Annotated in this window: 25 protein-coding genes; 16 read left to right on the top strand and 9 right to left on the bottom strand. The window is 61.4% G+C overall.

What is annotated here, in order from left to right; all coding sequences use genetic code 11:
- Positions 1 to 20: 20 nt before the first annotated feature.
- The 8 genes from CRX69_RS05875 (at position 21) to hpaI (ending at position 7,472) form a co-directional block, all read left to right on the top strand.
- Positions 21 to 698: a fumarylacetoacetate hydrolase family protein gene (locus CRX69_RS05875; RefSeq protein ID WP_107321716.1), complete on the top strand. Its 678-nt coding sequence runs from the start codon at positions 21 to 23 to the stop codon at positions 696 to 698.
- Positions 695 to 1,465: a fumarylacetoacetate hydrolase family protein gene (locus CRX69_RS05870; protein WP_107321715.1), complete on the top strand. Its 771-nt coding sequence runs from the start codon at positions 695 to 697 to the stop codon at positions 1,463 to 1,465. The genes CRX69_RS05875 and CRX69_RS05870 overlap by 4 nt, the downstream gene beginning before the upstream one ends.
- A 5-nt stretch (positions 1,466 to 1,470) precedes the next feature.
- On the top strand, positions 1,471 to 2,931 hold the full coding sequence (gene hpaE / locus CRX69_RS05865) for a 5-carboxymethyl-2-hydroxymuconate semialdehyde dehydrogenase (protein ID WP_047229902.1): 1,461 nt from the start codon (positions 1,471 to 1,473) through the stop codon (positions 2,929 to 2,931).
- 232 nt (positions 2,932 to 3,163) lie between these two features.
- Positions 3,164 to 4,021, top strand: a complete 858-nt coding sequence (gene hpaD / locus CRX69_RS05860) for a 3,4-dihydroxyphenylacetate 2,3-dioxygenase (RefSeq protein WP_107321714.1) — start codon at positions 3,164 to 3,166, stop codon at positions 4,019 to 4,021.
- A 75-nt stretch (positions 4,022 to 4,096) separates the two neighbouring features.
- Positions 4,097 to 4,489 (top strand): tautomerase family protein, encoded by a 393-nt coding sequence (locus tag CRX69_RS05855; RefSeq protein ID WP_047229904.1) that lies wholly within the window; start codon positions 4,097 to 4,099, stop codon positions 4,487 to 4,489.
- A gap of 50 nt (positions 4,490 to 4,539) precedes the next feature.
- Positions 4,540 to 5,844: an MFS transporter gene (locus tag CRX69_RS05850; RefSeq protein WP_047229905.1), complete on the top strand. Its 1,305-nt coding sequence runs from the start codon at positions 4,540 to 4,542 to the stop codon at positions 5,842 to 5,844.
- 12 nt (positions 5,845 to 5,856) lie between these two features.
- The gene (gene hpaH / locus CRX69_RS05845; RefSeq protein WP_047229906.1) at positions 5,857 to 6,660 is read left to right on the top strand and encodes a 2-oxo-hept-4-ene-1,7-dioate hydratase; all 804 of its coding nucleotides are present in this window, start codon (positions 5,857 to 5,859) and stop codon (positions 6,658 to 6,660) included.
- A 14-nt stretch (positions 6,661 to 6,674) separates the two neighbouring features.
- Positions 6,675 to 7,472: a 4-hydroxy-2-oxoheptanedioate aldolase gene (hpaI, locus tag CRX69_RS05840; RefSeq protein ID WP_107321713.1), complete on the top strand. Its 798-nt coding sequence runs from the start codon at positions 6,675 to 6,677 to the stop codon at positions 7,470 to 7,472.
- 139 nt (positions 7,473 to 7,611) lie between these two features.
- On the opposite strand, the gene hpaR is transcribed toward hpaI, so the two are convergent.
- The 3 genes from hpaR to CRX69_RS05825 all read right to left on the bottom strand — a co-directional run bounded on the left by hpaR (position 7,612) and on the right by CRX69_RS05825 (position 10,350).
- Positions 7,612 to 8,034: a homoprotocatechuate degradation operon regulator HpaR gene (gene hpaR, locus CRX69_RS05835; RefSeq protein ID WP_047229908.1), complete on the bottom strand. Its 423-nt coding sequence runs from the start codon at positions 8,032 to 8,034 to the stop codon at positions 7,612 to 7,614.
- Between the two features lie 133 nt (positions 8,035 to 8,167).
- On the bottom strand, positions 8,168 to 9,109 hold the full coding sequence (locus CRX69_RS05830; protein ID WP_047229909.1) for a p-hydroxyphenylacetate 3-hydroxylase reductase component: 942 nt from the start codon (positions 9,107 to 9,109) through the stop codon (positions 8,168 to 8,170).
- A gap of 71 nt (positions 9,110 to 9,180) precedes the next feature.
- Positions 9,181 to 10,350, bottom strand: coding sequence for a p-hydroxyphenylacetate 3-hydroxylase oxygenase component (locus CRX69_RS05825; RefSeq protein WP_107321712.1), 1,170 nt, complete (start codon positions 10,348 to 10,350; stop codon positions 9,181 to 9,183).
- A 313-nt stretch (positions 10,351 to 10,663) separates the two neighbouring features.
- Here CRX69_RS05825 and CRX69_RS05820 point away from each other — a divergent pair, with 313 nt between their 5' ends.
- The 6 genes from CRX69_RS05820 to CRX69_RS05795 all read left to right on the top strand — a co-directional run bounded on the left by CRX69_RS05820 (position 10,664) and on the right by CRX69_RS05795 (position 15,620).
- Positions 10,664 to 11,962 carry an NAD(P)/FAD-dependent oxidoreductase gene (locus CRX69_RS05820; RefSeq protein ID WP_047229911.1) on the top strand — a complete coding sequence of 433 codons (1,299 nt, stop codon included), beginning with the start codon at positions 10,664 to 10,666 and terminating at the stop codon, positions 11,960 to 11,962.
- A 108-nt stretch (positions 11,963 to 12,070) separates the two neighbouring features.
- Complete coding sequence (locus CRX69_RS05815) at positions 12,071 to 12,436, top strand: cupin domain-containing protein (protein ID WP_047229912.1); 366 nt, start codon at positions 12,071 to 12,073, stop codon at positions 12,434 to 12,436.
- Between the two features lie 52 nt (positions 12,437 to 12,488).
- Positions 12,489 to 13,148 carry a helix-turn-helix transcriptional regulator gene (locus CRX69_RS05810; RefSeq protein WP_107321711.1) on the top strand — a complete coding sequence of 220 codons (660 nt, stop codon included), beginning with the start codon at positions 12,489 to 12,491 and terminating at the stop codon, positions 13,146 to 13,148.
- Between the two features lie 97 nt (positions 13,149 to 13,245).
- Positions 13,246 to 14,067, top strand: coding sequence for a molybdenum cofactor biosynthesis F family protein (locus CRX69_RS05805; protein ID WP_107321710.1), 822 nt, complete (start codon positions 13,246 to 13,248; stop codon positions 14,065 to 14,067).
- Complete coding sequence (locus CRX69_RS05800) at positions 14,060 to 14,860, top strand: SDR family NAD(P)-dependent oxidoreductase (protein WP_107321709.1); 801 nt, start codon at positions 14,060 to 14,062, stop codon at positions 14,858 to 14,860. The genes CRX69_RS05805 and CRX69_RS05800 overlap by 8 nt, the downstream gene beginning before the upstream one ends.
- Complete coding sequence (locus tag CRX69_RS05795) at positions 14,853 to 15,620, top strand: SDR family oxidoreductase (RefSeq protein ID WP_107321708.1); 768 nt, start codon at positions 14,853 to 14,855, stop codon at positions 15,618 to 15,620. Before CRX69_RS05800 ends, CRX69_RS05795 begins: the two co-directional genes overlap by 8 nt.
- Before the next feature lie 160 nt (positions 15,621 to 15,780).
- On the opposite strand, the gene feaR is transcribed toward CRX69_RS05795, so the two are convergent.
- The 3 genes from feaR to CRX69_RS05780 all read right to left on the bottom strand — a co-directional run bounded on the left by feaR (position 15,781) and on the right by CRX69_RS05780 (position 18,931).
- Complete coding sequence (feaR, locus tag CRX69_RS05790; protein WP_047229917.1) at positions 15,781 to 16,743, bottom strand: transcriptional regulator FeaR; 963 nt, start codon at positions 16,741 to 16,743, stop codon at positions 15,781 to 15,783.
- Between the two features lie 123 nt (positions 16,744 to 16,866).
- Positions 16,867 to 17,487, bottom strand: a complete 621-nt coding sequence (locus CRX69_RS05785; RefSeq protein WP_107321707.1) for a DUF3156 family protein — start codon at positions 17,485 to 17,487, stop codon at positions 16,867 to 16,869.
- The gene (locus CRX69_RS05780) at positions 17,432 to 18,931 is read right to left on the bottom strand and encodes an APC family permease (RefSeq protein WP_107321706.1); all 1,500 of its coding nucleotides are present in this window, start codon (positions 18,929 to 18,931) and stop codon (positions 17,432 to 17,434) included. The genes CRX69_RS05785 and CRX69_RS05780 overlap by 56 nt, the downstream gene beginning before the upstream one ends.
- A gap of 292 nt (positions 18,932 to 19,223) precedes the next feature.
- Here CRX69_RS05780 and CRX69_RS05775 point away from each other — a divergent pair, with 292 nt between their 5' ends.
- Positions 19,224 to 20,552 (top strand): alginate export family protein, encoded by a 1,329-nt coding sequence (locus CRX69_RS05775; protein ID WP_107323238.1) that lies wholly within the window; start codon positions 19,224 to 19,226, stop codon positions 20,550 to 20,552.
- 39 nt (positions 20,553 to 20,591) lie between these two features.
- Here CRX69_RS05775 and CRX69_RS28055 read toward each other — a convergent pair whose 3' ends face one another.
- Positions 20,592 to 21,563 (bottom strand): methyl-accepting chemotaxis protein, encoded by a 972-nt coding sequence (locus CRX69_RS28055; RefSeq protein WP_107321705.1) that lies wholly within the window; start codon positions 21,561 to 21,563, stop codon positions 20,592 to 20,594.
- Positions 21,564 to 21,777: 214 nt separating this feature from the next.
- Between CRX69_RS28055 and CRX69_RS05765 the strand changes: the two genes are divergently transcribed.
- Positions 21,778 to 23,265 (top strand): aldehyde dehydrogenase family protein, encoded by a 1,488-nt coding sequence (locus CRX69_RS05765; protein ID WP_047229921.1) that lies wholly within the window; start codon positions 21,778 to 21,780, stop codon positions 23,263 to 23,265.
- A 15-nt stretch (positions 23,266 to 23,280) separates the two neighbouring features.
- On the opposite strand, the gene yghX is transcribed toward CRX69_RS05765, so the two are convergent.
- A complete protein-coding gene (yghX, locus tag CRX69_RS05760; protein WP_107321704.1) occupies positions 23,281 to 24,171 on the bottom strand; it encodes a YghX family hydrolase in 891 nt (296 codons plus the stop codon).
- A 91-nt stretch (positions 24,172 to 24,262) separates the two neighbouring features.
- Positions 24,263 to 25,906 (bottom strand): malate dehydrogenase (quinone), encoded by a 1,644-nt coding sequence (gene mqo, locus CRX69_RS05755; RefSeq protein WP_047229923.1) that lies wholly within the window; start codon positions 25,904 to 25,906, stop codon positions 24,263 to 24,265.
- Positions 25,907 to 26,317 lie beyond the last annotated feature (411 nt).

Below are 26,317 nucleotides of genomic sequence, written 5' to 3'. Positions count from 1 at the left end.
GCCGCTGCCAGGAGACAAGCATGAGCCGTGCCCTGCATGACGTCGCGACCGGCACCCTGTTTGGGGTTGCACTGAACTATCAGGGGCTGCTGAAACAGCGCCTCGCCGAGTTCGAGCAACCGCCTTACCAGAAGCCGCCGGTCAAACCGGTGTTGTTCATCAAGACACCCAACACCCGCAACCGGCACGACGCCGACGTGGTTCATCCAGGTCACGGCCAGCGGCTGCAACCGGGGCCTGCGCTTGGCGTGGTGATGGGCAAGTCGGCCAGCCGTGTCAGCGCCGCCGAAGCACTGGACTATGTGGCCGGCTATACCGTGGTCAATGAATTCAGCCTGCCGGAAGACAGCTATTACCGCCCCGCCGTCAAGGCCAAGTGCCGGGACGGCTTCTGTGCCATCGGGCCTGAACTGGTGCCCACGGCCAACGTTGCCGACCCCCATAGCCTGACAATCAGGCTGTACGTCAACGGCGAGGTGCGCCAGCACAACAACACGGCCAATTTCGTTCGCAACATTCCCCAATTGATCGCCGAGATCAGCGAGTTCATGACGTTGCATGCCGGCGACGTTCTGATCACTGGCACGCCCGAGGGCCGGGTTGATGTCGTGCCTGGCGATCGCGTCGAAGTGGAGATCAGCGGCCTGGGCCGCCTCGTCAATAGCGTTGTGGGCGAGCACACAGGAGCACGTTCATGAAACACGCGCGCATTGGTTTTGAAGGCCAGGTCCACACGGTCACCGTTGAAGCTCACAACGCCGTTCGCCTGGCCGACGGTAGGCTGCTGGCCGAGGATCAGGTCCAGTGGTTGCCGCCGGCCACCGGCAGCATGTTCGCCCTGGGCCTGAACTACGCCGATCACGCCGCCGAACTGGCGTTCAAGCCGCCAACCGAACCGTTGGCGTTCATCAAATCCCCGGGCACCTACACCGGCCACAACCAGATGACCTGGCGCCCCGACAACGTCGCTTACATGCACTACGAGTGCGAGCTGGTGGCGGTCATCGGCAAAGCCGCGCGCAACGTCAAGCGCGAGGACGCGCTGGGTTACCTGGCCGGTTACACCGTGTGCAACGACTATGCGATCCGCGACTACCTGGAAAACTACTACCGCCCCAACCTGCGGGTGAAAAACCGTGATGCCACCACACCTGTCGGCCCGTGGATGGTCGATGTGGCCGATGTACCGGACCCCGGCAACCTGAAATTGCGTACCTGGATCAACGGCGAACTGCGCCAGGAAGGCTCGACCCGCGACATGATTTTCGACATCCCCTACCTGATCGAATACCTGTCCAGCTTCATGACCCTGCAGCCCGGCGACATGATCGCCACCGGCACACCCGAAGGTCTGGCGGACGTGGTGCCCGGTGATGAAGTAGTGGTGGAAGTGGAAGGCGTCGGCCGCCTGGTCAATCGAATTGTCAGCGAAGCCGAGTTCTTCGCATCCCGTAAAGAGGCGTGAGCAGCATGATCAAGCACTGGATCAACGGCCGTGAGGTCGAAAGCAAAGATGTGTTCGTCAACTACAACCCGGCCACCGGTGAAGCCATTGGCGAAGTTGCCAGCGGCGGCGCCGAAGAAGTTGCCCAGGCCGTGGCTGCGGCCAAGGACGCTTTCCCGAAGTGGGCCAACACGCCGGCCAAGGAGCGCGCCCGACTGATGCGCAAGCTCGGTGAACTGATCGAGCAGAACGTGCCGAAACTGGCCGAACTGGAAACCCTCGACACTGGCTTGCCGATTCATCAGACCAAGAACGTGCTGATCCCGCGCGCCTCCCACAACTTCGACTTTTTCGCCGAAGTCTGCACGCGGATGGACGGCCACACCTATCCGGTCGACGACCAGATGCTTAACTACACCTTGTACCAACCAGTCGGTGTCTGTGCATTGGTCTCGCCCTGGAACGTGCCGTTCATGACCGCAACCTGGAAGACCGCGCCGTGCCTGGCGCTGGGCAACACCGCCGTGTTGAAAATGTCCGAGCTGTCGCCGCTGACCGCGAACGAGCTGGGGCGCCTGGCGGTGGAAGCCGGCATTCCCAACGGCGTGTTGAACGTGATCCAGGGTTACGGTGCCACGGCCGGCGACGCATTGGTGCGGCATCCGGATGTGCGGGCGATTTCCTTCACAGGCGGCACCGCCACCGGCAAGAAGATCATGCAGACCGCCGGGCTGAAAAAGTATTCGATGGAACTGGGCGGCAAGTCGCCGGTACTGATTTTCGAAGACGCCGACCTTGAACGGGCCCTCGACGCAGCGCTGTTCACCATCTTCTCGCTCAATGGCGAACGTTGCACCGCCGGCAGCCGGATCTTCATCCAGGAAAGCGTCTACCCACAGTTCGTGGCCGAATTCGCCGCCCGGGCCAAACGCCTGATCGTCGGTGATCCGCAAGACCCGAAAACCCAGGTCGGCTCGATGATCACCCAGGCCCACTACGACAAGGTCACCGGCTACATCAAGATCGGCCTCGAAGAAGGCGCCACGCTCCTGGCCGGCGGTCTGGAGCGCCCGGCCAACCTGCCGGCGCACTTGAGTCGCGGCCAGTTCATCCAGCCGACAGTGTTCGCCGACGTGGACAACAACATGCGCATCGCCCAGGAAGAAATCTTCGGCCCGGTGGTGTGCCTGATCCCGTTCAAGGACGAAGCACAAGCCTTGCAACTGGCCAACGAGACTGACTATGGGCTGGCCTCGTACATCTGGACCCAGGACATCGGCAAGGCCCATCGCCTGGCCCATGGCATCGAGGCCGGCATGGTGTTCATCAACAGCCAGAACGTGCGCGACCTGCGCCAGCCTTTCGGCGGCGTGAAGGGTTCCGGAACCGGCCGCGAAGGTGGACAGTACAGCTTTGAAGTCTTCGCCGAGATCAAGAACGTCTGCATCTCCATGGGCGGGCATCACATTCCACGCTGGGGGGCATGATCACAGACAAATCGGGTGATTAACCTTGTGGCGAGGGGATTTTTTATCCCCGCTGGGCTGCGCAGCAGCCCTACACCCGACGACTCGGTGTGTCAGGCCTATTGAGGGGCCGCTCCGCGCCCCAGCGGGGATAAATCCCCTCGCCACAAGTGCAGTGATCTACCCAGAGCATCAAGACCCGATTCACCCGTTATCCGAGATTCAACAAGAACAATTTTTCAGGAGAATCATCATGGGCGAAGTCGTCCTGGCTGCGAAAATCTGCCACGTTCCCTCGATGTACCTGTCGGAGCTGCCGGGCAAACACCACGGCTGCCGCGCAGCGGCCATTGCCGGCCATAAGGAAATCGGTCGCCGCGCCCGTGAACTGGGCGCCGACACCGCCGTGGTGTTTGACGTGCACTGGCTGGTCAACAGCGCCTACCACGTCAACAGTGGCGCGCACTTCAAAGGCATCTACACCAGCAACGAGTTGCCGCACTTCATCAAGAACATGGAGTACGAATACTCCGGCGCTCCGGAACTGGGCGAATTGATCGCCGCCGAGGCCAATGCCGCCGACGTGCGCACCCTGGCCCACAACATCCCGAGCCTGGAGCTGGAATACGGCACGCTGGTGCCCATGCGCTACATGCACATGGATGTTCCGCAAGACCAGAAATTCAACGTGGTGTCGGTTGCCGCCTGGTGCGCCTGGCACCGTCTGCAAGACAGCTTCACCTTCGGTGCCGCCGTGCGCCGGGCCATCGAAAAAAGTGATCGCAAGGTGCTGGTGCTGGCTTCCGGCTCGCTGTCGCACCGCTTTTCCGATGATCGCAATGCCGAAGCCAACATCCACAACTGGACGCGCGAGTTCGACAAACAGGTCGACCTGCATGTCGTGGAGCTGTGGCGCCAGGGTCGCTGGAAAGAGTTCTGCGCCATGCTGCCCGATTACGCCGAGCACTGTTTCGGTGAGGGCAAGATGCATGACACCGCCATGCTTCTGGGGCTGCTCGGTGGGCCGGACTATGCCAAACCCGCCGAAATCATCACCGAACCTTTCGGCAGTTCCGGTACGGGCCAGATCAACGCCATTTTTCCAGTTTGAGCCACAGCGGCAGCCGACCACCTCGACTTGCCGCTTGAAGTTTGCCACTCACAGCTGCCGACGCAGGAGGCCTCCATGCCCCACTTCATTGCCGAATACACCGACAACATCGAACAACAGGCCGATCTGCCCGGCCTGTTTGAAAAGGTTCACACCCTGCTGGGTGACAGCGGTGTGTTTCCCCTGGGTGGTATCCGCAGCCGTGGTGTGCGCCTGGATACCTGGCGCATGGCCGACGGCAAGCACGACTATGCCTTCGTCCACATGACCTTGAAGGTCGGCCATGGCCGTGACCTGGCTACCCGCCAGAAAGTGGCGCAAAAGCTCTTTGAAGTGATCACCGCGCACTTCGCCGAACTCCAGGCCCAGCGCTTGCTGGCGCTGTCGTTCGAGATGATCGAGCTGCACGAACAGCTCAACTTCAAGGCCAACAACGTTCACGCCTTCCTCAACGCCCAGGCCCATTAAACCCGCCTGCCCGTTCGCCCTTCGGCCTCTCTGACAAAAAGTACAAAATCATGAGCACAGCCAATACCGCCGACACTGCCGGCACAATCGCCCACGACCGCACCCATGCCACCGTCACCTGGCGACTGATGCCATTGCTGTTGGTCTGCTACCTTTTCGCCCACCTGGACCGCATCAACATTGGCTTTGCCAAGATGCAGATGAGCGCCGACCTGCAGTTCAGCGACACGGTCTATGGCTTCGGCGCGGGCCTGTTCTTCATCGCCTACGCGCTGTTCGGCGTGCCGAGCAACATCGCCCTGGACCGGGTCGGCCCGCGCCGCTGGATCGCCACGCTGATGGTGGTCTGGGGGGCTTTGTCCACCGGCATGTTCCTGATCGAAAGCGCCGCTGGGTTCTACGTGTTGCGCTTTCTGCTGGGGGTGGCCGAAGCCGGGTTCTTCCCGGGCATTCTGGTCTTTCTCAACCGTTGGTACCCGGCACGACGCCGCGCCCAGGTGACCGCGCTGTTTGCCATTGCCGTGCCGATGGCCGGCGTGATTGGCGGGCCCTTGTCGGGCGGCATCCTTGAACACTTTCATGACTTCGGTGGCCTGCGCGGCTGGCAGTGGATGTTCGTCATCGAAGGGCTGCCGGTGATTCTGCTCGGCCTGGTGGTGCTCAAGTGCCTGCCGGACAGTTTCGAGACGGTCAACTGGCTGACACCGCAAGCCAAACAGCAATTGCGCGCGCAACTGAGCGTTGAAGAACAACGCAAATCCATCACCTCGTTCTCGGCGATTCTCAACAACCCGCAGGTCTGGTTGCTGGTGGCGGTGTATTTCGCCGTGATGCTGGCGGTGAACACCCTGGCTTTCTGGATGCCCACGTTGATTCACGGCGCCGGAATCGGCAGTGACGGTCAGGTTGGATTGCTCAGCGCCGTGCCGTATCTGGCCGGCTGCTTTTTCATGATCGGCTGCGGCCGTTCGTCAGACCGCCATCGCGAACGGCGCTGGCACCTCTGCGTACCGCTGCTGATGGCGGCGGCAGGCATTGCCATCGCCGGTCTCTCACCCACCAGCCCAACCCTGGTACTGGGTGGCCTGATCATCGCGGGTATGGGTGCCAGTGCAGCGTTGCCGATGTTCTGGCAACTGCCACCGGCCTTCCTGTCCAACAGCACCCAGGCCGCCGGCATCGCACTGATCAGCTCCTTCGGCAGCATTGCCTCATTCCTGGCGCCCTATCTGATCGGCTGGATGCGCGACACCACCCAGAGCGCCAGCCTGGCCCTTTATGTGCTGGCGCTGCTCATCGCCGTGGGGGGCCTGCTGGTGCTTCGCACCCAGGCCGCCATCGTCAACCCTCAATAAGAGATGCTCTTCATGCTCGATCAAAACCTCATCCAGCAGGCCGCCGCCCGCCTCGACCACGCAGAACGTTCGCGCGAACAGGTGCGGCAGTTTTCCCTCGACCATCCGCATATCACCCTGGACGACGCTTACGCCATCCAGCGCGCCTGGGTTGCGCAAAAGATCAAGGACGGCCGCAAGCTGGTCGGCCACAAGATCGGCCTGACCTCCCGGGCCATGCAGGTCTCGTCGAACATCACTGAGCCGGACTATGGTGCCCTGCTCGATGACATGTTCTTCGACGAGGGCACCGACATCCCGTTCGAGCGCTTCATCGTGCCCCGGGTGGAAGTGGAACTGGCGTTCATCCTCGGCAAGCCGTTGAAAGGCCCGAACGTGACGGTATTCGACGTGCTGGACGCCACCGAATGGGTGATCCCGGCACTGGAAATCATTGATGCCCGCATCCAGCAGATCGATCCACAAAGCAAGGCCACCCGCAAAGTCTTCGACACCATCTCCGACAATGCCGCCAACGCCGGCGTGGTCATGGGCGGACGCGCGGTGCGCCCCACTGAAATCGACCTGCGCAAGGTGCCTGCGGTGCTCTACCGCAACGGCGTGATCGAAGAATCCGGCGTCTCGGCGGCGGTGCTCAATCATCCGGCCAAAGGCGTGGCCTGGCTGGCGAACAAACTGGCGGCCTACGACGTCACCCTGCAGCCGGGGCAAATCATTCTAGGTGGCTCCTTCACCCGTCCCGTGGCGGCCAACCCGGGGGATACCTTCCATGTCGACTACGACATGCTCGGTTCCATCGCTTGCCGTTTCGTCTGATCGGAGACTGACTCATGGACATGCCCATCAATACCTTCAAGCAACGGCTGCGCAGCGGTGAGGCGCAGATTGGCCTGTGGCTGGGCCTGGCCGACGCCTACTGTGCGGAACTGGCGGCCAACGCCGGCTTCGACTGGTTGCTGATCGACGGCGAACACGCGCCCAATGATGTGCGCGGGATGCTCGGCCAGCTCCAGGCCGTGGCCCCCTACCCCAGCCAACCGGTGATCCGCCCAGTGGTCGGCGACACCGCATTGATCAAACAGGTGCTCGACATCGGTGTGCAAACCTTGCTGGTGCCGATGGTCGAAAGCGCCGGCCAGGCTCGCGAACTGGTGCGCGCCATTCACTACCCGCCTCAAGGCGTCCGAGGCGTCGGCAGTGCGCTGGCCCGTGCATCACGCTGGAACAGTATTGCCGGTTACCTCGATAAGGCCGACGAACAGATGTGCCTGCTGGTGCAGATCGAAAGCCGCGAGGGCCTGGCCAACCTGGATGCCATCGCCGCAGTGGAAGGTGTTGACGGGGTCTTCATAGGTCCGGCGGATCTGAGCGCGTCCATGGGTTTTCGTGGCAATCCCGGGCATCCGACCGTGCAAGCCGCCATCGAGGACGCCATCGCCCGCATCCGCCAGGCCGGCAAAGCGGCCGGGATTCTCAGCGCCGATGAACAGCTCGCCCGGCGTTATATCGAGCTGGGCGCTGGGTTTGTCGCGGTGGGGGTGGATACAACCGTGTTGATGCGCGGTTTGCAAAGCCTTGCGGCGACGTTCAAAGACACACCAAAACCTGCGGCTAGAGGTGTGTACTGATAGCAACACAAACCTCTGTGGAGAGGGGGCCTGTGGGAGCAAAGCTTGCTCGCGAAACCGGCACCTCGGTTTCTGAGAGACCGCGGTGCCTTCATCGCGGGCAAGCCTTGCTCCCACAGACGTTAACCAACCCGGGATCTCAACGCCTGATCGCTTTCAGGTCATTGAGCAACTCCAGCAACGTCTGCAACTTCTGCTCCCCCAACTTGCCCTGCAAACGCTGGTAATTCTCTTCCATGCTCTGGCTCATCGAATCGAAGCTCGCCTGCCCCTGCGGCGCCAGGCGCACCAGCACCCGCCGCTGATCCTGTTCGGCCTTGCGCCGTTCCACCATGCCCGCCGCTTCCATGCGCGTCAGCACGCCGGTCATGCTCGGTTTGAGAATGCAGGCCAGTTCAGCCAGGCGATTGATCTCCAGTTCGTCGTGCTGGCTGAGGATACGGATGACTCGCCATTGCTGTTCGGTCAAACCGTGCTGGTTGAGGGAGGGACGGAAAAAACCCATGGCCGCTTCACGGGCCTGTAGAAGGGTGAGGGTCAAGGATTGGCGCGGTTTGGGCATAGGTGTGTTCGCGAGGAAATTTAGTTAATGAGTTAACTAAATCTTAACAGCTTCGGCGCCAAGTTACCTTGGGGCGAAGGGATTTCTCTCCTCGCCACAAGGCTGAGTGTCGCGCTTGAACCCCTGTAACAACTCAAGCGCCTTTGATGACGCCTTTGAGCACGGCCTTGAAATGCTCCACCTGTTGCTCGCTGAACTGGCCGAATACCTTGTCCTGCTGCTCCTTGGCAATTGCCCAGAGTCCTTCGGTTTCGTCCACGCCCTTGACGGTCAGACGCACTCGCTCGCCCTCATCGGTGACCAGGCCCTTGCGCTTGAGGTTAGCCACGGCCTCTTCGATCTCACGCGCCGGCATCGCCACTTCCCGTTGCAGGTCGCACAGGTTCAGCCCTGCATCGTTTTCCAGCACCATCAACATCCGTGCTTCGCTGGTGCGCAGCCCGGTGGACAGCTGGCGCGGCTGGTAACTGGCCTGATAGGCCCGCAGCGCCTGGGTCATCAGGTAATACAGGTTGTGGCTCAAACGGCCCTGGAAGTGACTGCTGGGGGACTGTCCCTCCTCCCGTTTGGTCATGCGGGTGTGGGGCAAGATCATCGAGTAGGCGCCCTGGTGATAGAGCAACGGTGAGCGGCCGTAATCATCAAACGCCACGACTTTACCGATCATGATCCAGTGATCACCGCCATCGACCTGTTGGAATTTTTCACAGTGAAAACGCGCCGAGCAATCGACAAACACCGGAGCACCTCCCTCCCCGGCCTCGAACTGGATCTCGGCGAACCGATCCTCCTTGGGCCGAGCGAAGTTGTTCGACAGGTCGATCTGATCGGCGGCCAGCACGTTCACCGCAAAATGGCTGGCGGCCTCGAACACACCGTGACTGCTGGAGCGCTTGTCGATGCTCCAGAGAATCAGCGGCGGATCCAGGGACACCGAGTTGAAACTGTTGGCCGTCACACCGACCTTGCGACCATCTTCGGCGGCCGCGGTGACCACGGTCACGCCAGTGGCAAAGTTACCCAGGGCCCGGCGAAACGCACGGGTGTCGAAAGCGCTATCGCACACATCAGACATACAAGACTCCCGGCCGCCTCAGTCGACGGCCTCAATTGTTTTTATATGAGCCAGGCTCAGCGAGCAGGCGGTCAAACCATGGTGGGGTCGGGCTCCAGGCCCATCAGTTCACGGCCCAGAATCTGCGCGCAGACGTCGTAGTCGGTGTAGGCGTGAGCACCGGTCAAATGGGCATCGCGGAACAGTCGTTGCAGTTCATTGGTCTCGAACCAGGCGCCACCCCCGGCTGCTTCCATCAGGCGATCCACTGCCTGAATGCACATTTTGGTGGCGTACCCCTGGTTGGTCCGCCAGAACGCCAGGGTTTCGCGGCTGGGGTATTGGTGGCGCTCACTGTGCTCGGCATGCTCTTGCCAGGTTTTCTCCAGAAACGCCCGGGCTGCCGCCACCTGATGAGTGGACTCGGCCAGGCGCATCAGCGCTGGAGTGGCGGCGCCGACCGCCGCGCCGGTGTAGGCGCGCACGCGGGTTCGGGTTTTCTCGCGAAAAACCTCTAGCATGCGTTCCGCCACACCCAGGCTCACGGTGGAGAAACCGCTGGCGAAATACGGGCGATACGGCGAGTAGAAAATCTTGCTGTCGGGGTACAGGCCAAACCCGGCGGATTTGCCTTCCATCATGTCCTTGGCTTTCTGAATCCGGTGTTCCGGCACAAACGCGTTGTCGATGATCAAGGTCTTGCTGCCACTGCCGCGCATGCCTACCGCGTACCAGTCATCGCGGATTTCATAATCGTTGCGAGGCAGCACCGCGAAGCAATAGTCCTGGGTTCCTTCGGCATTTTTGCGGCGAAATCCCACGATCGCCCACTCGGCATGGTCACAGCCGCTGCTCCAGCCCATTTCGCCGCTGAACATCACACCGCCCTCGACCTCCTCGATGCGACCGAAAGGTGCAATGCTGCTACTGGCAGTCGCATCGGGATCGTCACCCCAGACTTCTTCCTGGGTTTTGGCCGGGAACATTGCCAATTGATGGCTGTGGGTGCACAACAGGCTCATGGCCCAGGCGGTGCTGGCGCAGGAGCCAGCCAGCAACGCGATGCAGTCGGCGAACTGCGGTAGCGATATTTCCATGCCGCCGTACTTTTTCGGCTGGAAAGCCCGGTGCATGCCGATACCTTTGAGCAAGGCTATATTTTCGACAGGAACGCTACGGTCCTTCTCTGCCTGGAAGGCATTGGCGGCAATGACCGGCAGGATAGGCTTGAGATCTTCGAGCAACGGATTTGGCTTTTTCATGGACGGGCTCTTTTATTATTGGCATCTGCCGATCCCGCCTTTGCCCGGCAACCCGGTGCTGCAGAAATGGCGGAATCAGTGATTAAGGCCCGTTCAGTATGGGTAATCCGGGGCAACTGAAAAATGCACCTTCCAGACCCAAGATTGTACTTTCCACGGTGCGACCTTCACTGCCATGGCGCGCTCGATCAAATCCGCCGGCACGGATGATCAAGACAGGCGCCAGCACCAGGGCTCTTAATAGGGCCATCGCGTGCAGTGTCTTGCGAAGGCGCTTGTCACGGCGTTTCTTTTCACTTTGTCAGGTTGCGTCATGATCAATATCGAAACGCCCACCTATTACACCGCTACCAAGAAATACAACCTCAGTTTCCCAACCCTGGAACAGGACGTGGAAGCCGACGTCGTGGTGATTGGCGGCGGTTTCTCCGGCATCAATACCGCGCTGGAACTCGCTGAAAAAGGCATTACCAATATCGTGGTGCTGGAGGCGCGTTACCTGGGGTTCGGCGGCACCGGGCGCAATGGCGGGCAGATCATGGCCGGCATCGGCCATGACCTGGAAAAAATCAAGAAGGATGTGGGAGAAGACGGGCTGCGGCAGGTCTTCGAGATCAGCGATCTGGGCGCGGACATCATCAAGGACCGCATCGCCAAGTACGACATCGATGCCGACTTCTGCCATGGCTACGGCTACATGGGCTTCAACGCTCGCCAGGAAAAAACCCTGCGGGCCTGGGAAAAAGACTTCAAGTCGATCAACAGCAAGCATGAGATCCGCTTTCTCGGCGGTTCCGACGTGCAGCAAATCATCGGGTCCAAGGCCTACAGCAGTGCATTGCTGCACATGGGCGGCGGGCACGTGCATTCGCTGAACCTGTTGCTGGGCGAAGCCAAGGCACTGGTCAGCCACGGCGTGCGGATTTTCGAGAACAGTCCGGCCCTGGAAGTCAGCTACGGCGAGCGCATCACCGTGCGCACCGGGCGTGGCTCGGTCAAGGCCAGCAAGCTGTTGTGGGCCTGCGACAGCTTCCTCAACAAACTGGAGCCGGAGCTGCATCGCTCGACCATCAATACCTATGCCTTCCAGATGATGACCGAGCCATTGTCGGAGGAGCTGATCCAGCGCATCAGCCCGATTCGCGGCGCCTACAGCGATATTCGCCCGGTGATCGACTACTACCGCGTCACCAATGAAAACCGCCTGCTGTTCGGTGCGGCGACGCCGTTGATAGAACACATCCCCCAGGACCTCAAGGCCTGGAATCGGCGCCTGATGCTGAAGATTTTCCCGTACCTCAAGGACGTGAAGATCGACCTGGCCTGGGGCGGCCCGATGGCGTGCAGCCCGAACCTGTTTCCGCAGATCGGCACCCTGCCCGGCCGCAGCAATGCGTTTTTCGTCCAGGGCTATTCAGGCTTTGGCGTCACCCCCAGCCACATCATCTGCAAGGTGCTGGCCGAAGGCATGAGCGAAGGCTCGGCGCGCTACGACCTGGTCAGCTCCGTCAGGCGTCCGACCATCATCGGCAAGGACGCCATCCGTCCACTGCTGCTGACCGCCGGCAAGTCCTGGCACCAGCTGTCGGGTTACTGGAATGGCCGTCGCTGATGGCCATGATGCCAGTCAGTTAGGCGCTCCCACAGATCCCAGCGCCTTCACGGACCGGTACTAGACATACATACCCGCTGTTTTTTTCACTCATCAGGAGTCACTGCCATGCCCCTTATCAACCTCAAGAAAGACATCCAGCTGTCCGACCTGGACGCCTGGGGCACCGTCGCCGATCTCGGTTCGCAGATTCTCGAAGGCGAAGTCAAAGCCTTCGGCAAAATGACCTTCGGCGCCCCCACCGATGCGGTCAGCAGCGCCTACTTCGGCACGACCAAGGGCAAGTTCCGAATGGTTTATCCGTTCGCCGAACAGGCCACCGTGGTCACTGGCGAAGTGGTGCTGACCGATGAAGCCAGCGGCCAGAGCACCCGCTACAAGGCCGGCGACAGCTGGTTCGTGACCAAAGGTACGCCGGTATTGTGGGAAGTGGTCAGCGAAAGTTTTGTCAAACACTACTTCGCGGTAGTCTGACCGGACCCGGCTGCCGGATTCACCGGCAGCCCTCTTGGCGAAGGTTGCGAGCATGTACGTCATCCCCTCCCAGGACATCGCCGGCCATTGCCTGCACGCGTTCACCCAGCTCGTTCCCGCCAGTCGAGCGGCCTTCTATTGCGTCGACCGACAGTTGCAAGCCCATGACTTCAGCCTGCATGGCATGAGCGGCGAGATGCATCGCGACTATCTGGACAATTATCGCCAGTTCGATCCGTTGCAGCCGCGCAACTACGTTTCCAGCGACCTGGCCGTGGTGCCTCTTGGGCTGGCCATGGCCCGCCAGCCAATCCGTGACAGCCATCGCTACCGCCATTTTTTACAGCGCTACGACGTGGTGGATGTGGTGGAAGTCTTCGCCCATTGGGGCAGTCGGCCTCAAGCGGCTATTTCCTTGTTGCGCACCGCCGAGCAAGGCGTCTTCACCAGCGAGCAACTGACGCAGCTCGCAGCGCTGCAAGCGTTACTGCAACTGGCCGTCGCCAACCTGCCGCCGCAGGACGACTCGCTCAGTAGCCTGACCCCCAAGGAACGCCAGATAGCGTTGCTGCTGCGCCAGGGCGTCAGTAACAAAGAGTTGGCCCGAGAGCTGGACGTCGGCCTGCCCACGGTCAAGACGCATCTGATCAACCTGTTTCGCAAGACCGGCGTGAGCAATCGAACCGAGCTGGTCAGCAGCCTGTTCCTCTAAGCCATTGCCTGTGCCGGTTCAACCATTCGGTTGATGGGCCAGCCCCGCGCAAGGCGCCATGATCCGGGTGGCTATCTCATCCAACCGGAGTCTTGCAATGACCACACCTACAGACTGGATCACCGTCGGCGCCCTGGCCGACGGCTTTGCCCCTGAAGCGTTCATCCTGCCGAACCTGGCCGACCTGAACGGTAAGACCTTCACCCTGAATTTCGCCAATGGCTGGCAGATCGAACACCGCTTCGAACAGCAAACCCTGTCATGGAACGCAGCCGATGGTCATTCCAGCGGCACCGCGCCTTATCGGGCCACGTCGGTGCGGCCAGGCCTCTACCTGGTGGATTTCGTCAAGCACGAAGGCGCACAAGCCTGGTCGGTCAGCCTGGTACTTGATACCGCTCACGCGGCGTTCACCGCAGTGATCGGCAGCATGCCCGGGCAAGAACAAACTCGCGAAGGTCTGTACAGCCGCGCGCTGGCCGGCCAGCCACTGACGGGCGTGAAAGTGGAGTTCCTTCACGGCAGTCTCGACCGCCCCTGGCAGCAGGGCCTGTGCCCACATGCACCGACCACCGAACTGGTGGGCCTGCGCAACCTGTATCGCTACAGCCCCAGCGAAGTCTACGAACACATCTATCTCAACGACCGGTTCTATTCCTGGCAGTGCCTCAAGGGTGTCGAACAGGGCCTGTGCGATACCGACCGGTGTGACACCTACAAGATCGCCGATCAGTTGTACCTGTTCGTCTGGCGGGAAAAGATCATCCCGACCCTGGGCCTGGTGCTGATCGACATGCAGCAGCACCGCAGCGACGGCAAGATTTTCGGTTATGCCGGCGCGTCTTTCGATGAGTTTTCCAATTTCCCCGTCAGTTCCTACTGCCAGGTTCTCAACCGGACGGAATATCCCGATGCCTGAATTGCGCACCATCGTGATCACGGGCGCGGGCACTGGCATCGGTGCCGCCTGCGCCCGGTTGTATGCCGCTGACGGCGCCAACCTGGTGCTGATCGGCCGACGCCGCGAACCTCTGGCGCAACTGGCCGAGGAAATAGGCGGCCTGGTGCTGGTGGGCGATGCCGCGTGCCCGACGACCTGGGACGGCTTCGTCGCACAGATCCGCGAGCGTTATGGCCGGCTCGATGTGCTGCTGGCCTGCGCTGGCGGCATGGGCCTGGGCAGCGCCACCCAGACCAGCCCGCAGACCTGGGAAGCGGCCATGCGCAGCAATCTCGACAGCGCCTTCTACAGCGCCCGGGCGTGCCTGCCGCTGCTGCAGGAAAGCGCTGGCAACATTGTGCTGATCGCATCCATCGCGTCGTTGGCGGCAGGCCCGCAAGTTTGCGGCTATACCACCGCCAAGCACGCGCTGCTGGGGCTGAACCGCTCCCTGGCGCGCGATTACGGCCCGCGCGGGGTGCGGGTCAACGCCGTCTGCCCGGGCTGGGTGCGCACGCCGATGGCTGATGAGGAAATGCAGGTCTTGATGCAGTTTCACGGCGAAACGCTGCAGCAGGCCTACGACAGGGTCTGCGCGGACGTGCCATTGCGCAGGCCCGCCAGCGCGCTGGAGATTGCCCATGTGTGTCGCTTCCTGGCCTCGAATCAAGCATCGATCATCACTGGCGCGGCACTGGTGGCCGACGGTGGCTCCAGCATCGTAGACGTACCAACCCTGGCCTTCAGCCGGATGGAGGTCACGGATGCCTGATGATCTGGATTTCAGCGCAAAAACGGTGCTGGTCACAGGCGGTGCCCAGGGTATAGGCCGGGCCATCGTCGAAGCCTTCGCCTGGCGTGGGGGCCGTGTGGTGATCGCTGACCTGGACCTGGCACAGGCCGAGGTGGTGGCGAGCGAGTTGACCGCTGCAGGTTGTCAGGTACAGGCCGTGGGCGTGGACCTGGCCGATGCAACGGCGATCAGTACGCTGATGGCTGATCTGGAGCAGCGTCTGGGGAGGCTGGATGTTCTGGTGCACAATGCCGGGTACTTTCCCCTGACACCCTTTGCCGGGATCACACCAGCGATGCTTGAGCGCACGCTGGCAGTCAACCTTTCGGCGCTGTTCTGGCTGACTCAGGGAGCATTGCCGATGTTCCGTCGGCAGGGCCGGGGCTGCGTGCTGGTGACCTCCTCGGTCACCGGCCCGCGGGTGGCTTATCCAGGGCTCAGTCACTATGCGGCGTCCAAGGCCGGAGTCAACGGGTTCATCCGCAATGCGGCACTGGAACTGGCGAGTGAGCATATCCGGGTCAACGGCGTCGAACCCGGGATGATCGCGACACCGGCCATGGCGAACCTGGGGGATGATGCGGTCAATCAAGACATCGCCCGTCGGGTACCGCTGGGACGCCTGGGCACCCCGTCCGACATCGCCGGCGCCATGCTCTTTCTGGCATCGGACCTGGCCGCGTATGTGACCGGACAAACCCTGGTGGTGGACGGCGGCTCGACCTTGCCCGAAGTTTGAGCGTGTGGGAGCGGTGCGTCGGCTGGCGATGATGTCGACGCAGCCGTCATCACCGGCAGCCCTGCTCCCACAGCCCCATCCTCCCCCCATCCACTGTGGGAGCGAGCCTGCTCGCGATAGCCGTGGGTCAGCTTGAGCCGACCCTGAATGCGCCCACCACTCAAACCACCCCCTGTACCTGTTGCAGATGGCTGGCACGAAATTCCTTGGGCGATAGCTCGAACTGTTTCTTGAACGAACGGCTGAAATGGGCCGAATCGGTGAAGCCCCATTTGTAGGCGATCGAAGTGATGGATTCGTCCCGCAGGAACGGATTGGTCAGGTCATCGGCGCTGCGCTTGAGCCGGGCCCGCTGGATGTAGCGGCAGACGCTGTCATCCTGTTCTTCGAATAAACGGTACAGATGTCGCACCGAAATGTTCAGACGGTTGGCCAGGCCCACCGGGCTCAAGCCGGGCTGGGTCAGGGACTCGTCGATGACTTTCTGCACATAACTGCGCAAGTGACTGCCTTGCAACGCAACGCCGTCATCCTCCGATCCGGTGCCCTGCTCCAGGGCCGAACCGAGCAGCGAAACAAACGCATTCTGCAAAGCTTCGCCTTCTCCTGTGGCGCCCTCACCGTCGGGAGTGTCCTTGCACAGCTGATCCATCAAGACGTGCAACATGCGCCCACAAGCCTTGCGCGAGGAGATCTTGCCGAAGGTCCGGGTTTCCCCGCCCAGTTTCCTGGACACATCCTGGCGGGACAGAGACAACACCGCGTGTTCAATCAGGCCGAACGGGCTGATCTCGAGCGAGCCCACCGAATCCATCAATAGCAGTTCGCCGGGCGCCAGCTGGATGCTCAGGCCGTTCTGAGTAATGCGTGAATATCCACTGCGCTGACTGACCAGGAAGCAATCCTGGTCGTCATCGTGGTCGGGATTTGGCGAGTGACGCTTGATACAGCCAGCGTTGGTACGCAAGTTGGCGAGGGAAAGACCGCCACGGAAGAAATTCGACACCTCACCGATAAACAGCGCGCGATTAAAGGCCAGTTCCGTCTCGAAATGGCCGCAAGTCGCGCGCAGATCCCGGTTCCAGGTCTCCAGCCCGTCTTGCCCAACCTGATGCATGCTCATGGCGCTCTCCGCAGTGGCTTATTGTTTTTGTACGGCAATAGTTAACATGTTATCTATATGCACGCAACAAGTACCTGATCGCCAGAGCAGTAGCACAATTGATGCCAGGGCAAAGCCCACAAATCAGAGTGTTCCCAGCACCCTTTGCAAGCCGCTCAAGACCGCCCACAAGGCAATCCGTTGCTCGCGGCTCAAAGCAATGTAGCGCCGAAAGGCCGGCATCCGATTCACCACCTCACTGCCGCCCATGTGCTCCAGCCGCACGCACCACTGGTGGTCTTGCAGATCGATGCGCAGGCGTTTGAAGTCCAGCGGCATGAGGGCTTGGTACAGCGCCGGATCGCCCTCTATCGCCGTCTTCAAACGAGCCGACAGCTGATTGTCCCCTTCCTTGAGCCGACAACGAATACCCTGGCGACGCACGGCCCCGCCATGGTGCAGTTCCACGCGTGCCGTGCCCTCTCTCGACGCAGGCACGCGCAGCACGAACTCGGTCATCACCAGGTGCATCAACAACTGCGACTCGGTGCCCTCGACGATCTCCACCTGCAAGCAACCATCATCGGTGACGGCCATCGCCATCACCGGGCCGGACATCTCGAATCGCGCCAGCCCGAGGTTGCGCCGCAAGTGTTCCAGCGTCACCCCGGGACGATAACCGACCGGGGCGCGGTGGGCACTGAACAGCTCAGACAGTCTTCGCAGCACGTTCGTCAAACTCGCTGACAGGTTGCCCTGGCTCATGGGAAAACTCCTTGGCCAGCACGTCTTCCACCGACGCGGGCTTGAATGGATTGACCTTCTGCACCACCAGGGTCCAGAACAAGGCGTAGGCCGCAGTGCCACCGAGCATCACCGCGAATGGAACGTAAATGTCTGCCGGATTCATGCCTGGTGGAGTGATGAACCACATGCCGATGACGATGCCGACACTGGACAGGATCTGAGGCAGCGGGAAAAACGGTGAGCGATATGCCCGTGGCAGATCCGGACGACGGATCCGCAGGCTGATCACCGACACGGTCACCAACAGGTAGGCAAAACTCCAGGCACACACTGCAGCCAGCACCAGATGCATGATGTTGTCGGTATTGCCGCCGAGCCACCACGCGTGCAGACAGGGAATCAGCATCGCCACAAGGATGCACAGCACGGGGGTCTTGAAACGCGGGTGCAGATAGGTGAAAAACCGCGGCAGCGCACCATCCACCGCCATGCCATACAGAATCCGCGGCACACCGGCCATCAGGGTGTTGATGGTCGCCGCTCCGGCAAACAGGAAGCCGATCCCCAGCCACATCGGACCGATATCGCCCATGACCTGCTCGGCGAATCGCGGAATCGCCATGGGCGTGTCCAGCAAGTGCACGCCGCTGGTGGCATCGAGCAGCACGTTTTCGACCTGGCGCTTCATCGCCGCGCCATAAATGAACATGCACGTGGCAACGCCGAACAACCCCAGCATCATGGCCCGCGGCATGGTCGTGGCCGAGCGCCGCAGGTCTGGCGCCAGTGGCGTGACGAACTCGCAACCGACAAACATGAACATGGCCATGCCCACCAGCGACAGCACCGTCACCGGATCGGTGCCCACCACGGATGCGCCAAACCACCCCTCCAGCTCCACCGCCGGAGCAGCGATCAAGCCCAATACGCCGAACACCATCAGGGTCGTCCACATGCCGAACGTGAGGATGATCTCGGCCCGGCCGAAGGCGCTGACACCAAACGCGTTCAGCACGCCGAAGACCACGACGAACCCCACGCCCAACAGCCAGGAGCCACCCGCCGATTCGGCCAGGGTGTTGAGGTGCTCGAAATTCACCAGGGCCATGACCCCGGCCAGGATCGTTTCCGCAGTTCCGGCGAACACATGGACAATCAGGTAGGCCGACAGCGTACCGGTGATTGCAAAAAAGCGTCCCATGCCACAGTTGATGTAGTCGTAGACCGAGCCGGTGGTGGGCAGGATCGAGGCGGCTTCGGCGAAGGTGGTCGCCTGGGCCAGCATCATGACCACGGCGATCAACATCGCCACGGCAAAGGCGCTGCCGCCAATACCGAAGCCCATGGTGGCGGTGAGAATCACCGGGCTTGCCATGATCAGGCCAATGGTGCTGGCCAACGCGGTGGGAAAGCCCACCGTACCCCGGTTCAAGTGCTCGGTGAGCCTGTCATTGATCGACATCGTGAAGATCCTCGAAAGCGGATTTTTAGTATGGATGCCACTGCCGTCCAGGAGCCGGCGCTCAAGCCTTCCCCAGCCAGTCCCTGATCGAAACGGCGTCGCGTGCAGGATCACTGTGCGCCGCCCTCGGCCCGAGCGTCTTGCCCGTGTCTGCCGCCGGTTTTGTTGCTGCCTGCCAGCGCTCGCGCCTTGGCGGGCTGGATCAATTATCTGGCAGGCACGTAAAAGACTTCCCTGCCCCGGTCTCCCCTTAATGGGCGCTCTGATGTCCTATCACACTGGGGAAAACACCATGGAGCACACCCGCAATACACCTTTGCTGCGCAACGCCATCGGCCTTGGGATCGCCCTGCTGGTGGCTGATTCGTCGGCCCAGGCCTATGAGCTTTACGCCGACGACGACACCACGGTTACCGGCAACTTCCTGGCGGTCTACGGGATGTTCAATAGTCGCAAGAACTATGACGGCACCCGCGGCGGCTCAAGTTGGCGTGAGGGTTTTATCAAGTATGGCCTGAGTATCGACCAGACACTCGGCGCCATGGGCAGCGTCTACGGGACGGCCAATCTGGTCAGCTCCGGCACCTGGGGCGACGGCGATGCCGCGGGCCTGAGCGACGGATCCGAACGCACCACCAAGTTCGATGAAGCGTTTGCCGGCTGGCGTTCAGGGGATCTGTTCCCGGCGCTGGGCAAGGACGGCGTCGACCTGTCCTACGGTCGCCAGGTCATTACCCTCGGCGACGGCTTCATCATCAATGACGACGGTCTGAATCTGGGCAAAGGTGTGGCCGACGGTGAGTTCAACCGCGGCGGCGCCTATTACCTGGCGGCCCGTCATGCCTTCGACAAGACCGCCGTGCTGCGCCTGGGCGGCCAGGAAGGCGTACACGGCAGTCTGATGTGGATCAAGTCCGACAACCGCGCCCAGGCCAATACCGAAATGGCCGCCGGTACCCTGCAATACAGCGCAGCACCAGGCACACTGGGGCTGACCTACATCCATGGCATCGACGTCGATGATCGCTACGCCAGCGAGTTCCAGAAGCAGCGCGAAGGCATGGACATCTACAGCCTGCGGGGCGCGGGGAATGCCGGCATCGACAATGCCCACTTTGCCTTCGAATATGCCTGGCAGGACAAGGACGCCGGCCCGGAGAAAGCCTGGTACACCGAAGCTGGCTACACCTTCGCTGAGCTGCCCTGGACCCCGGACCTGACCTATCGCTACAGCCGCTACTCCAAGGACTGGGACTCGATGTTCAACGGCACGAGTCGCGGCTATGGCACCTGGTTCCAGGGCGAAGTCACCGGCAACTATTCCGGGCCGTTCAACAGCAACACCGCTGTCCAGCACCTGGGGCTCAAGCTCAAGCCAACAGAGGCAGTGACTATCGGCGCGCTATTCTTCGACTACAAGACCCTGCACACCCGCGACGCGCTGAATCTCGATGGACGGGAGCTGGACCTGTATGTGGAATGGGCCGTGAACGAACACCTGATCGTCACGCCACTGGTGGGTCTGTACAAGCCGGAAAAGGACGCGAGCAACGGCGGCAATCAAGTGAGTGGCAACGGCACCAATGTCTACAGCCAACTGGTGGTAGCGGTTCCATTCTGAAGCAACCGGGAGCTGCCCCGAAGGCAGCTCCCGGGCGGATTATTGTTTGTGCTGATGCAACATGGTCTGGATCTGATGGGTCGCCTGGCGAGTGCTTTCTGCCAGTTTGCGCACCTCATCGGCCACCACGGAAAAACCGCGTCCGACCTCGCCCGCCCTGGCCGCTTCAATGGCGGCGTTCAAGGCCAGCAGATTGGTCTGCTCGGCGATGCCCTTGATCACCCCCACCACGGTGGCAATCTGGGCGTAGGTCACTTGGTTCTGCTCCAGCATGCGCTGGTGGGTGGATTGGGCCGAGCGTTCATCGCTGATATCGCGCACCGCACCGATGACCCGAACCAGGCGTGCGTGCGAATCCCGTAACGCCCGACCACGCTCGCGACACCAGATGTAATCCCGGCTCTTATGGCGCATCCGGTATTCGAATACGTACTCGCCGCTGCCCTGGGAGCCAAGGATTTCCCGCTCGAAAATCGCCATGATCTTTGGCAGGTCGTCAGGGTGGGTGATGCTGACCTGGGCATCCCAGCCATCGGGTAACTCATCGGCGGTGTAGCCCAGCAGCGAGCGGAACTGACCGGAAAAACGCATGGCGCTGGCGGGGTGCTGCAGATCGCCATTGACCACCGTGATGTCCCAGCAGCCTTCGGTCAGGGTCGATTGCAGCAGCTCCCAGATGTGCGCTTGCTGCTGGAGTTGCTGCAACTGCTGGCGGTGTTCATCCAGGCGTGCTTCAAGCCGATGCTCGCGTTCCAGGGCCTGTTCCAACTGCTGGCGAGCCACCTCAAGTTCATGCTCACGTTGCCGGCCTCGCGCGCTCTGCTCGCTCACCTGTGCCTGGGCATTGTGCAGGTCTTCGCTTGCCTGCGTCATCTGCCGTGCGTGTTGCTCAAGACAGTCCCGCAGTGACGGATACACCTCCAGCATCGGGGCGTCGCCGCCCTCTCCGGCCAATGCGCGTTGTATTTGCGCAATCAACGCCAGCTTCTGTTTGTTGGTCTGGAGAAACATCGCCCGCCCCTTTGCCCGTCAGTCGAAACACTGATCTGAACGCAAACCGGTCGCGCTGGCTTGTACATGGCTGCAATGGCTTTTGCTCCTGGCTGCCAGCCCCTCCCGGAAACTGGCAGCCACAGACATACCCCGCGGCAGGCACAGTCAAGCCGCATCGCCCCCCCAGGGATTAACCTCCAGACTTTCCCTTGTCCGCGATCAGGAAACCCTCATGAGCGATATTGCCCTGCTGCCTCAGGTCGAAGCTTTTCTCGCCCGACACCACGCGCTGTTCATCGACGGTCGTTATGTCCAAAGCCAAAGCGCGCAGACGCTGGACGTCGTCAACCCCGCCACCGGCCAGGTCATCGCACAGGTCAGCGAAGCCTCGCCAGGCGATATCGATGCGGCGGTGGAGTCGGCGCGGCGCGGATTCAAACAGTGGTCTGCGGCGGCACCGGCGGTGCGCGGTCACGTGCTGCTCAAGCTGGCGGACCTACTGGAGCGCCATCGCGAAGAACTGGCGCAGATCGAAACCTGCCAGTCGGGCAAGATCATCCAGATATCCCGCGCTTTCGAGGTCGACCAGGCCGCGCATTTTTTGCGTTATTACGCCGGCTGGGCCACCAAGATCAGCGGCCAGACCATCACCCCGTCGCTGCCCTCCTTCGCCGGTGAACGCTACACCGCGTTCACGCTGCGCGAACCGGTGGGCGTGGTGGTCGGCATCGTGCCGTGGAACTTCTCCACCATGATTGCCATCTGGAAACTCGCCTCGGCACTGGTGACCGGCTGCAGCATCATCATCAAACCCAGCGAGTTCACGCCGCTGACCATCCTGCGCATCGCCGAACTGGCCATGGACGCGGGCCTGCCACCGGGTGCCCTCAACGTGGTGACCGGCGGTGGTCAAGTAGGCAAAGGGTTGATCGAGCACCCTGGCACAAACAAGGTTTCGTTCACCGGTTCCGTGCCAACCGGCCTCGCCGTCGGCCAGAGCGCCATGGGCGCCGGGCTGACCCGTGCCACACTGGAACTGGGCGGCAAGAATGCGGCGGGTTTTCTGCCGGACGTGGCGGCGGACGTGGCGGTCAACGGCATCATCGAAGCGGGTTTTCTGCACTCAGGGCAAATCTGCGCGGCGGCCGAGCGGTTCTTTGTCCATCGTTCGCAGCTTGAACCGATCATGGACAAACTGGCCCAGCGCCTGAGCAAACTCAATATCGGCTCGCCCCTGGACGAAGCCACCGAGTTCGGCCCGGTCACCAACCGCCAGCATCAGCGCAAACTCGGCGAGTTCTTTGCCAAAGCCCGGGCACAAGACAACACCATCATTCACGGCGGCAAGTTGATCGACGGACCGGGCTGTTATGTCGAGCCGACCATCATCCTTGCCAACAGTCGCAGCGATACCTTGCTTCACGAAGAGACCTTCGGCCCGATCGCCACGTTCTTGCCTTACGACAGTGAAGAAGAGCTGCTGGAGCTGATGAACGACACGCCGTTCGGCCTGAGTGCCAGCCTCTGGACCAATGACCTGGGCAAGGCCCTGCGCATGGTGCCCGCCATCGAAGCCGGCACCGTATGGGTGAACATGCACACCCTGCTCGACCCGGCCGTGCCCTTTGGCGGCAGCAAGTCTTCGGGGATGGGCCGGGAGTTCGGCAGCGCCTTCATCGACGACTACACGGAACTCAAGTCCGTGATGATTCGCTACTGAGCCGCGACGTGGCGCTCACCCCAGGTAACGCTTGAACCACTCAAGGGTGCGCCCCCACGCCAGTTCGGCAGCCGCTTCGTCATAGCGCGGGGTCGAGTCGTTGTGGAAGCCATGGTTGACGCCCGGATAGATATAGGCCTGATAGGTCTTCTTCCCGGCCTTGAGCGCTGCTTCATAGGCCGGCCAGCCTTCGTTGATGCGGGTGTCGAGTTCGGCGTAGTGGATCAGCAACGGTGCTTTGATTCGCGGCACGTCCTCAGGTTTGGGCCCGCGCCCGTAGAATGGCACCGCCGCGCCGAGCTCGGGATACGCCACGGCGGCGGCATTGGCCACCCCGCCGCCGTAGCAGAAACCGGTGATGCCGACTTTCTTGCCGCCAATGGCGTCGTGTTTCATCAGAAATTCAACAGCAGCGAAAAAATCGTTCATCAGCTTCTCGGGATCAACCTGCTGCTGAAGCTCGCGCCCCTTGTCATCGTTACCCGGATACCCGCCCACCGAGGTCAGGCCGTCCGGCGCCAGCGCCACGAAACCAGCCTTGGCCACACGCCGGGCGACGTCCTCGATATAGGGGTTCAAGCCACGGTTCTCATGGGCGACCACCACACCGGGCACCGGGCCGCTAGCCTTGGCTGGCCGGACCAGATAGCCGCGCACCTGACCGTGACCGTTGGGAGAGGGATAAGTGATGTACTGCGCCACGATATCCGGGTCGGTGAAGTTCACCTGCATCGCTTGGGCATAGTTGGGGCTCAACGACGCCAGCAGTGCGCCGGCCGTCAGCCCGCCCACCGCAAACTGACTGGCCCGCTCCAGGAAGATCCTTCGGGATATCTGGCCGTGGGCGTAAAAATCGTAAAGCTCGAGCAGTTCGGGGGCAAAGTCCTTGGCGGTCAGGCGAGTCATGGTTGGATCCTCTTCGGGGATCGAAAAATCATAGACGAAAAAAAACGCCGCTCGATGAGCGGCGTTTTTTATTCACCAGACAACGTCCGGTTTACAGCGCCATGTCGGCCGCCGGGTTGCTTTGCGGGGCAGCGGCCGGCGCAGTCGGTGCAGGCGCGGTGCGCTGCTGGCCGATCGTCGGTGGCGTGTCCAACTGCAGGACTTCGCTGGTGTAAGCCCACTCCTGAGCCACACGCTCAGGGCTTTCGTTGAGCTTGGTGCCGTAGCTTGGCACGATCTGATGCAGTTTTTCCTGCCAGGCCGGGGTGGCGACCTTGTCCTTGAAGACCTTCTCAAGCACCGTCAGCATGATCGGCGCAGCAGTCGAGGCACCTGGCGAAGCACCCAGCAGAGCGGCGATGCTGCCGTCCTGGGAGGCGACCACTTCAGTACCCAGTTTCAGGACGCCGCCCTTCTCTTCATCACGCTTGATGATCTGCACGCGCTGGCCGGCCTGCCACAGGCGCCAGTCTTGTTGCTTGGCGTCCGGGAAGTATTCCTTCAGGGCGTTGAAGCGATCTTCGTCCGACTGCATCAACTGGCCGGCCAGGTATTCAACCAGCGGGTACTGTTCGATACCCACCTTGGTCATCGGCCACACGTTGTGGGTGGTGGTGCTGGTCAGCAGGTCAAAGTACGAACCGTTCTTCAGGAACTTGGTGGAGAAAGTGGCGAACGGGCCAAACAGAATCACACGCTTGCCGTCGAGCACGCGGGTGTCCAAGTGCGGAACCGACATCGGCGGTGCGCCAACCGAAGCCTTGCCGTAGGCCTTGGCCAGGTGCATCTGGGCGACGGTCGGGTTCTCGGTCACCAGGAACGAGCCGCCTACCGGGAAGCCGGCGTATTCACGGGCTTCGGGGATGTCGGCTTCCTGCAGCAGGTGCAAGGCACCGCCGCCAGCGCCGATGAACACGAACTTGGCGTCGGTCTCGGTTTCGCTACCGTCCTTCAGGTTCTTGTACGCAACGCGCCAGGTGCCGTCTTCGTTGCGGGTGATGTCCTGCACTTCGCTGGACAGCTTGAGGGAGAAGTTCGGTTTGGTTTGCAGGTGAGCAGCAAACTGACGGGTGATTTCGCCGAAATTCACATCGGTGCCCAAGGGACTCCAGGTGGCCGCGACTTTCTGGCTCGGATCACGCCCTTGCATCATCAGCGGTACCCACTTGTTGATCTGCTCGCGATCTTCGGAGTACTGCATGCCGGCGAACAACGGGCTGGCCTGAAGGGCTTCGTAGCGCTTCTTCAGGAACGCGATGTTGTCCTCGCCCCAGACAAAGCTCATGTGCGGGGTGGAGTTGATGAACGAGCGCGGGTTCTTCAGCACGCCGTTCTTGACCTGCCAGGCCCAGAACTGACGGGAAACCTGGAACGCTTCGTTGATCTCGATGGCCTTGGCGATTTCGACCTTGCCATTCTTGTCTTCGGGCGTGTAGTTCAGCTCGGCCAGCGCGGAGTGGCCGGTACCGGCGTTGTTCCAGCCGTTGGAACTCTCTTGGGCAACACCGTCCAGGCGCTCGACCATTTCCATGGTCCAGTCCGGTTCCAGCTCATTGAGCCAAACGCCGAGTGTCGAGCTCATGATGCCGCCACCAATGAGCAGGACATCCACTTTTTTTGCCTCGGCGGCGTGCGTGGTCGCAAGACCCATCGCCATCGCCAGGCCCAGCAGCGCCGTGTGTGTTCTCTTCAACATGTGTGTATCCCTAGGGTAGAACGCCATTCCGCCCACCAGTCCTGCAAGGATAGACCACGCCATGGCCGGCATACGGCATGACTGGGGTCGAGACGGGACTGGAGGACGGACCTACAGGGGCCGAGAATCATCGGCCTCGCTTTTATGTCTCTCCGGCGCTGACTTCTTGTAGGTCTTGGCTTCAGCTGGGTGAGGGACACTGCAAAACGCTTGTAATCGGGCCAGACATGGCCGCGCCCGATTGTCGCAGCGGGGGGAGTTTACAGAATGAACTAAACAGACCGAAGCCTCTTTTTTCATTCAAGGCATAAACACCGACCAAATGACGGCGTTTTGATGGCGCACTGGCTGATAAATGTGGGAGCGAGCCTGCTCGCGATGGCGGTGGCGCATTAGACAGTGATGCAAGCT

This window comes from Pseudomonas rhizophila, assembly GCF_003033885.1.
GTDB classification, from domain to species: Bacteria; Pseudomonadota; Gammaproteobacteria; order Pseudomonadales; family Pseudomonadaceae; genus Aquipseudomonas; species Aquipseudomonas rhizophila.
The sequence above is the reverse complement of the archived record's forward strand: the minus strand, read 5'-3'. Positions and strand labels throughout refer to the sequence as shown.

Bases quoted from the DNA above. Each gene is read 5' to 3' on its own strand.
- CRX69_RS05875 (WP_107321716.1), top strand. From the start codon at position 21: ATGAGCCGTGCCCTGCATGACGTCGCGACCGGCACCCTGTTTGGGGTT.
- CRX69_RS05870 (WP_107321715.1), top strand. From the start codon at position 695: ATGAAACACGCGCGCATTGGTTTTGAAGGCCAGGTCCACACGGTCACC.
- hpaE (WP_047229902.1), top strand. From the start codon at position 1,471: ATGATCAAGCACTGGATCAACGGCCGTGAGGTCGAAAGCAAAGATGTG.
- hpaD (WP_107321714.1), top strand. From the start codon at position 3,164: ATGGGCGAAGTCGTCCTGGCTGCGAAAATCTGCCACGTTCCCTCGATG.
- CRX69_RS05855 (WP_047229904.1), top strand. From the start codon at position 4,097: ATGCCCCACTTCATTGCCGAATACACCGACAACATCGAACAACAGGCC.
- CRX69_RS05850 (WP_047229905.1), top strand. From the start codon at position 4,540: ATGAGCACAGCCAATACCGCCGACACTGCCGGCACAATCGCCCACGAC.
- hpaH (WP_047229906.1), top strand. From the start codon at position 5,857: ATGCTCGATCAAAACCTCATCCAGCAGGCCGCCGCCCGCCTCGACCAC.
- hpaI (WP_107321713.1), top strand. From the start codon at position 6,675: ATGGACATGCCCATCAATACCTTCAAGCAACGGCTGCGCAGCGGTGAG.
- hpaR (WP_047229908.1), bottom strand. From the start codon at position 8,034: ATGCCCAAACCGCGCCAATCCTTGACCCTCACCCTTCTACAGGCCCGT.
- CRX69_RS05830 (WP_047229909.1), bottom strand. From the start codon at position 9,109: ATGTCTGATGTGTGCGATAGCGCTTTCGACACCCGTGCGTTTCGCCGG.
- CRX69_RS05825 (WP_107321712.1), bottom strand. From the start codon at position 10,350: ATGAAAAAGCCAAATCCGTTGCTCGAAGATCTCAAGCCTATCCTGCCG.
- CRX69_RS05820 (WP_047229911.1), top strand. From the start codon at position 10,664: ATGATCAATATCGAAACGCCCACCTATTACACCGCTACCAAGAAATAC.
- CRX69_RS05815 (WP_047229912.1), top strand. From the start codon at position 12,071: ATGCCCCTTATCAACCTCAAGAAAGACATCCAGCTGTCCGACCTGGAC.
- CRX69_RS05810 (WP_107321711.1), top strand. From the start codon at position 12,489: ATGTACGTCATCCCCTCCCAGGACATCGCCGGCCATTGCCTGCACGCG.
- CRX69_RS05805 (WP_107321710.1), top strand. From the start codon at position 13,246: ATGACCACACCTACAGACTGGATCACCGTCGGCGCCCTGGCCGACGGC.
- CRX69_RS05800 (WP_107321709.1), top strand. From the start codon at position 14,060: ATGCCTGAATTGCGCACCATCGTGATCACGGGCGCGGGCACTGGCATC.
- CRX69_RS05795 (WP_107321708.1), top strand. From the start codon at position 14,853: ATGCCTGATGATCTGGATTTCAGCGCAAAAACGGTGCTGGTCACAGGC.
- feaR (WP_047229917.1), bottom strand. From the start codon at position 16,743: ATGAGCATGCATCAGGTTGGGCAAGACGGGCTGGAGACCTGGAACCGG.
- CRX69_RS05785 (WP_107321707.1), bottom strand. From the start codon at position 17,487: ATGAGCCAGGGCAACCTGTCAGCGAGTTTGACGAACGTGCTGCGAAGA.
- CRX69_RS05780 (WP_107321706.1), bottom strand. From the start codon at position 18,931: ATGTCGATCAATGACAGGCTCACCGAGCACTTGAACCGGGGTACGGTG.
- CRX69_RS05775 (WP_107323238.1), top strand. From the start codon at position 19,224: ATGGAGCACACCCGCAATACACCTTTGCTGCGCAACGCCATCGGCCTT.
- CRX69_RS28055 (WP_107321705.1), bottom strand. From the start codon at position 21,563: ATGTTTCTCCAGACCAACAAACAGAAGCTGGCGTTGATTGCGCAAATA.
- CRX69_RS05765 (WP_047229921.1), top strand. From the start codon at position 21,778: ATGAGCGATATTGCCCTGCTGCCTCAGGTCGAAGCTTTTCTCGCCCGA.
- yghX (WP_107321704.1), bottom strand. From the start codon at position 24,171: ATGACTCGCCTGACCGCCAAGGACTTTGCCCCCGAACTGCTCGAGCTT.
- mqo (WP_047229923.1), bottom strand. From the start codon at position 25,906: ATGTTGAAGAGAACACACACGGCGCTGCTGGGCCTGGCGATGGCGATG.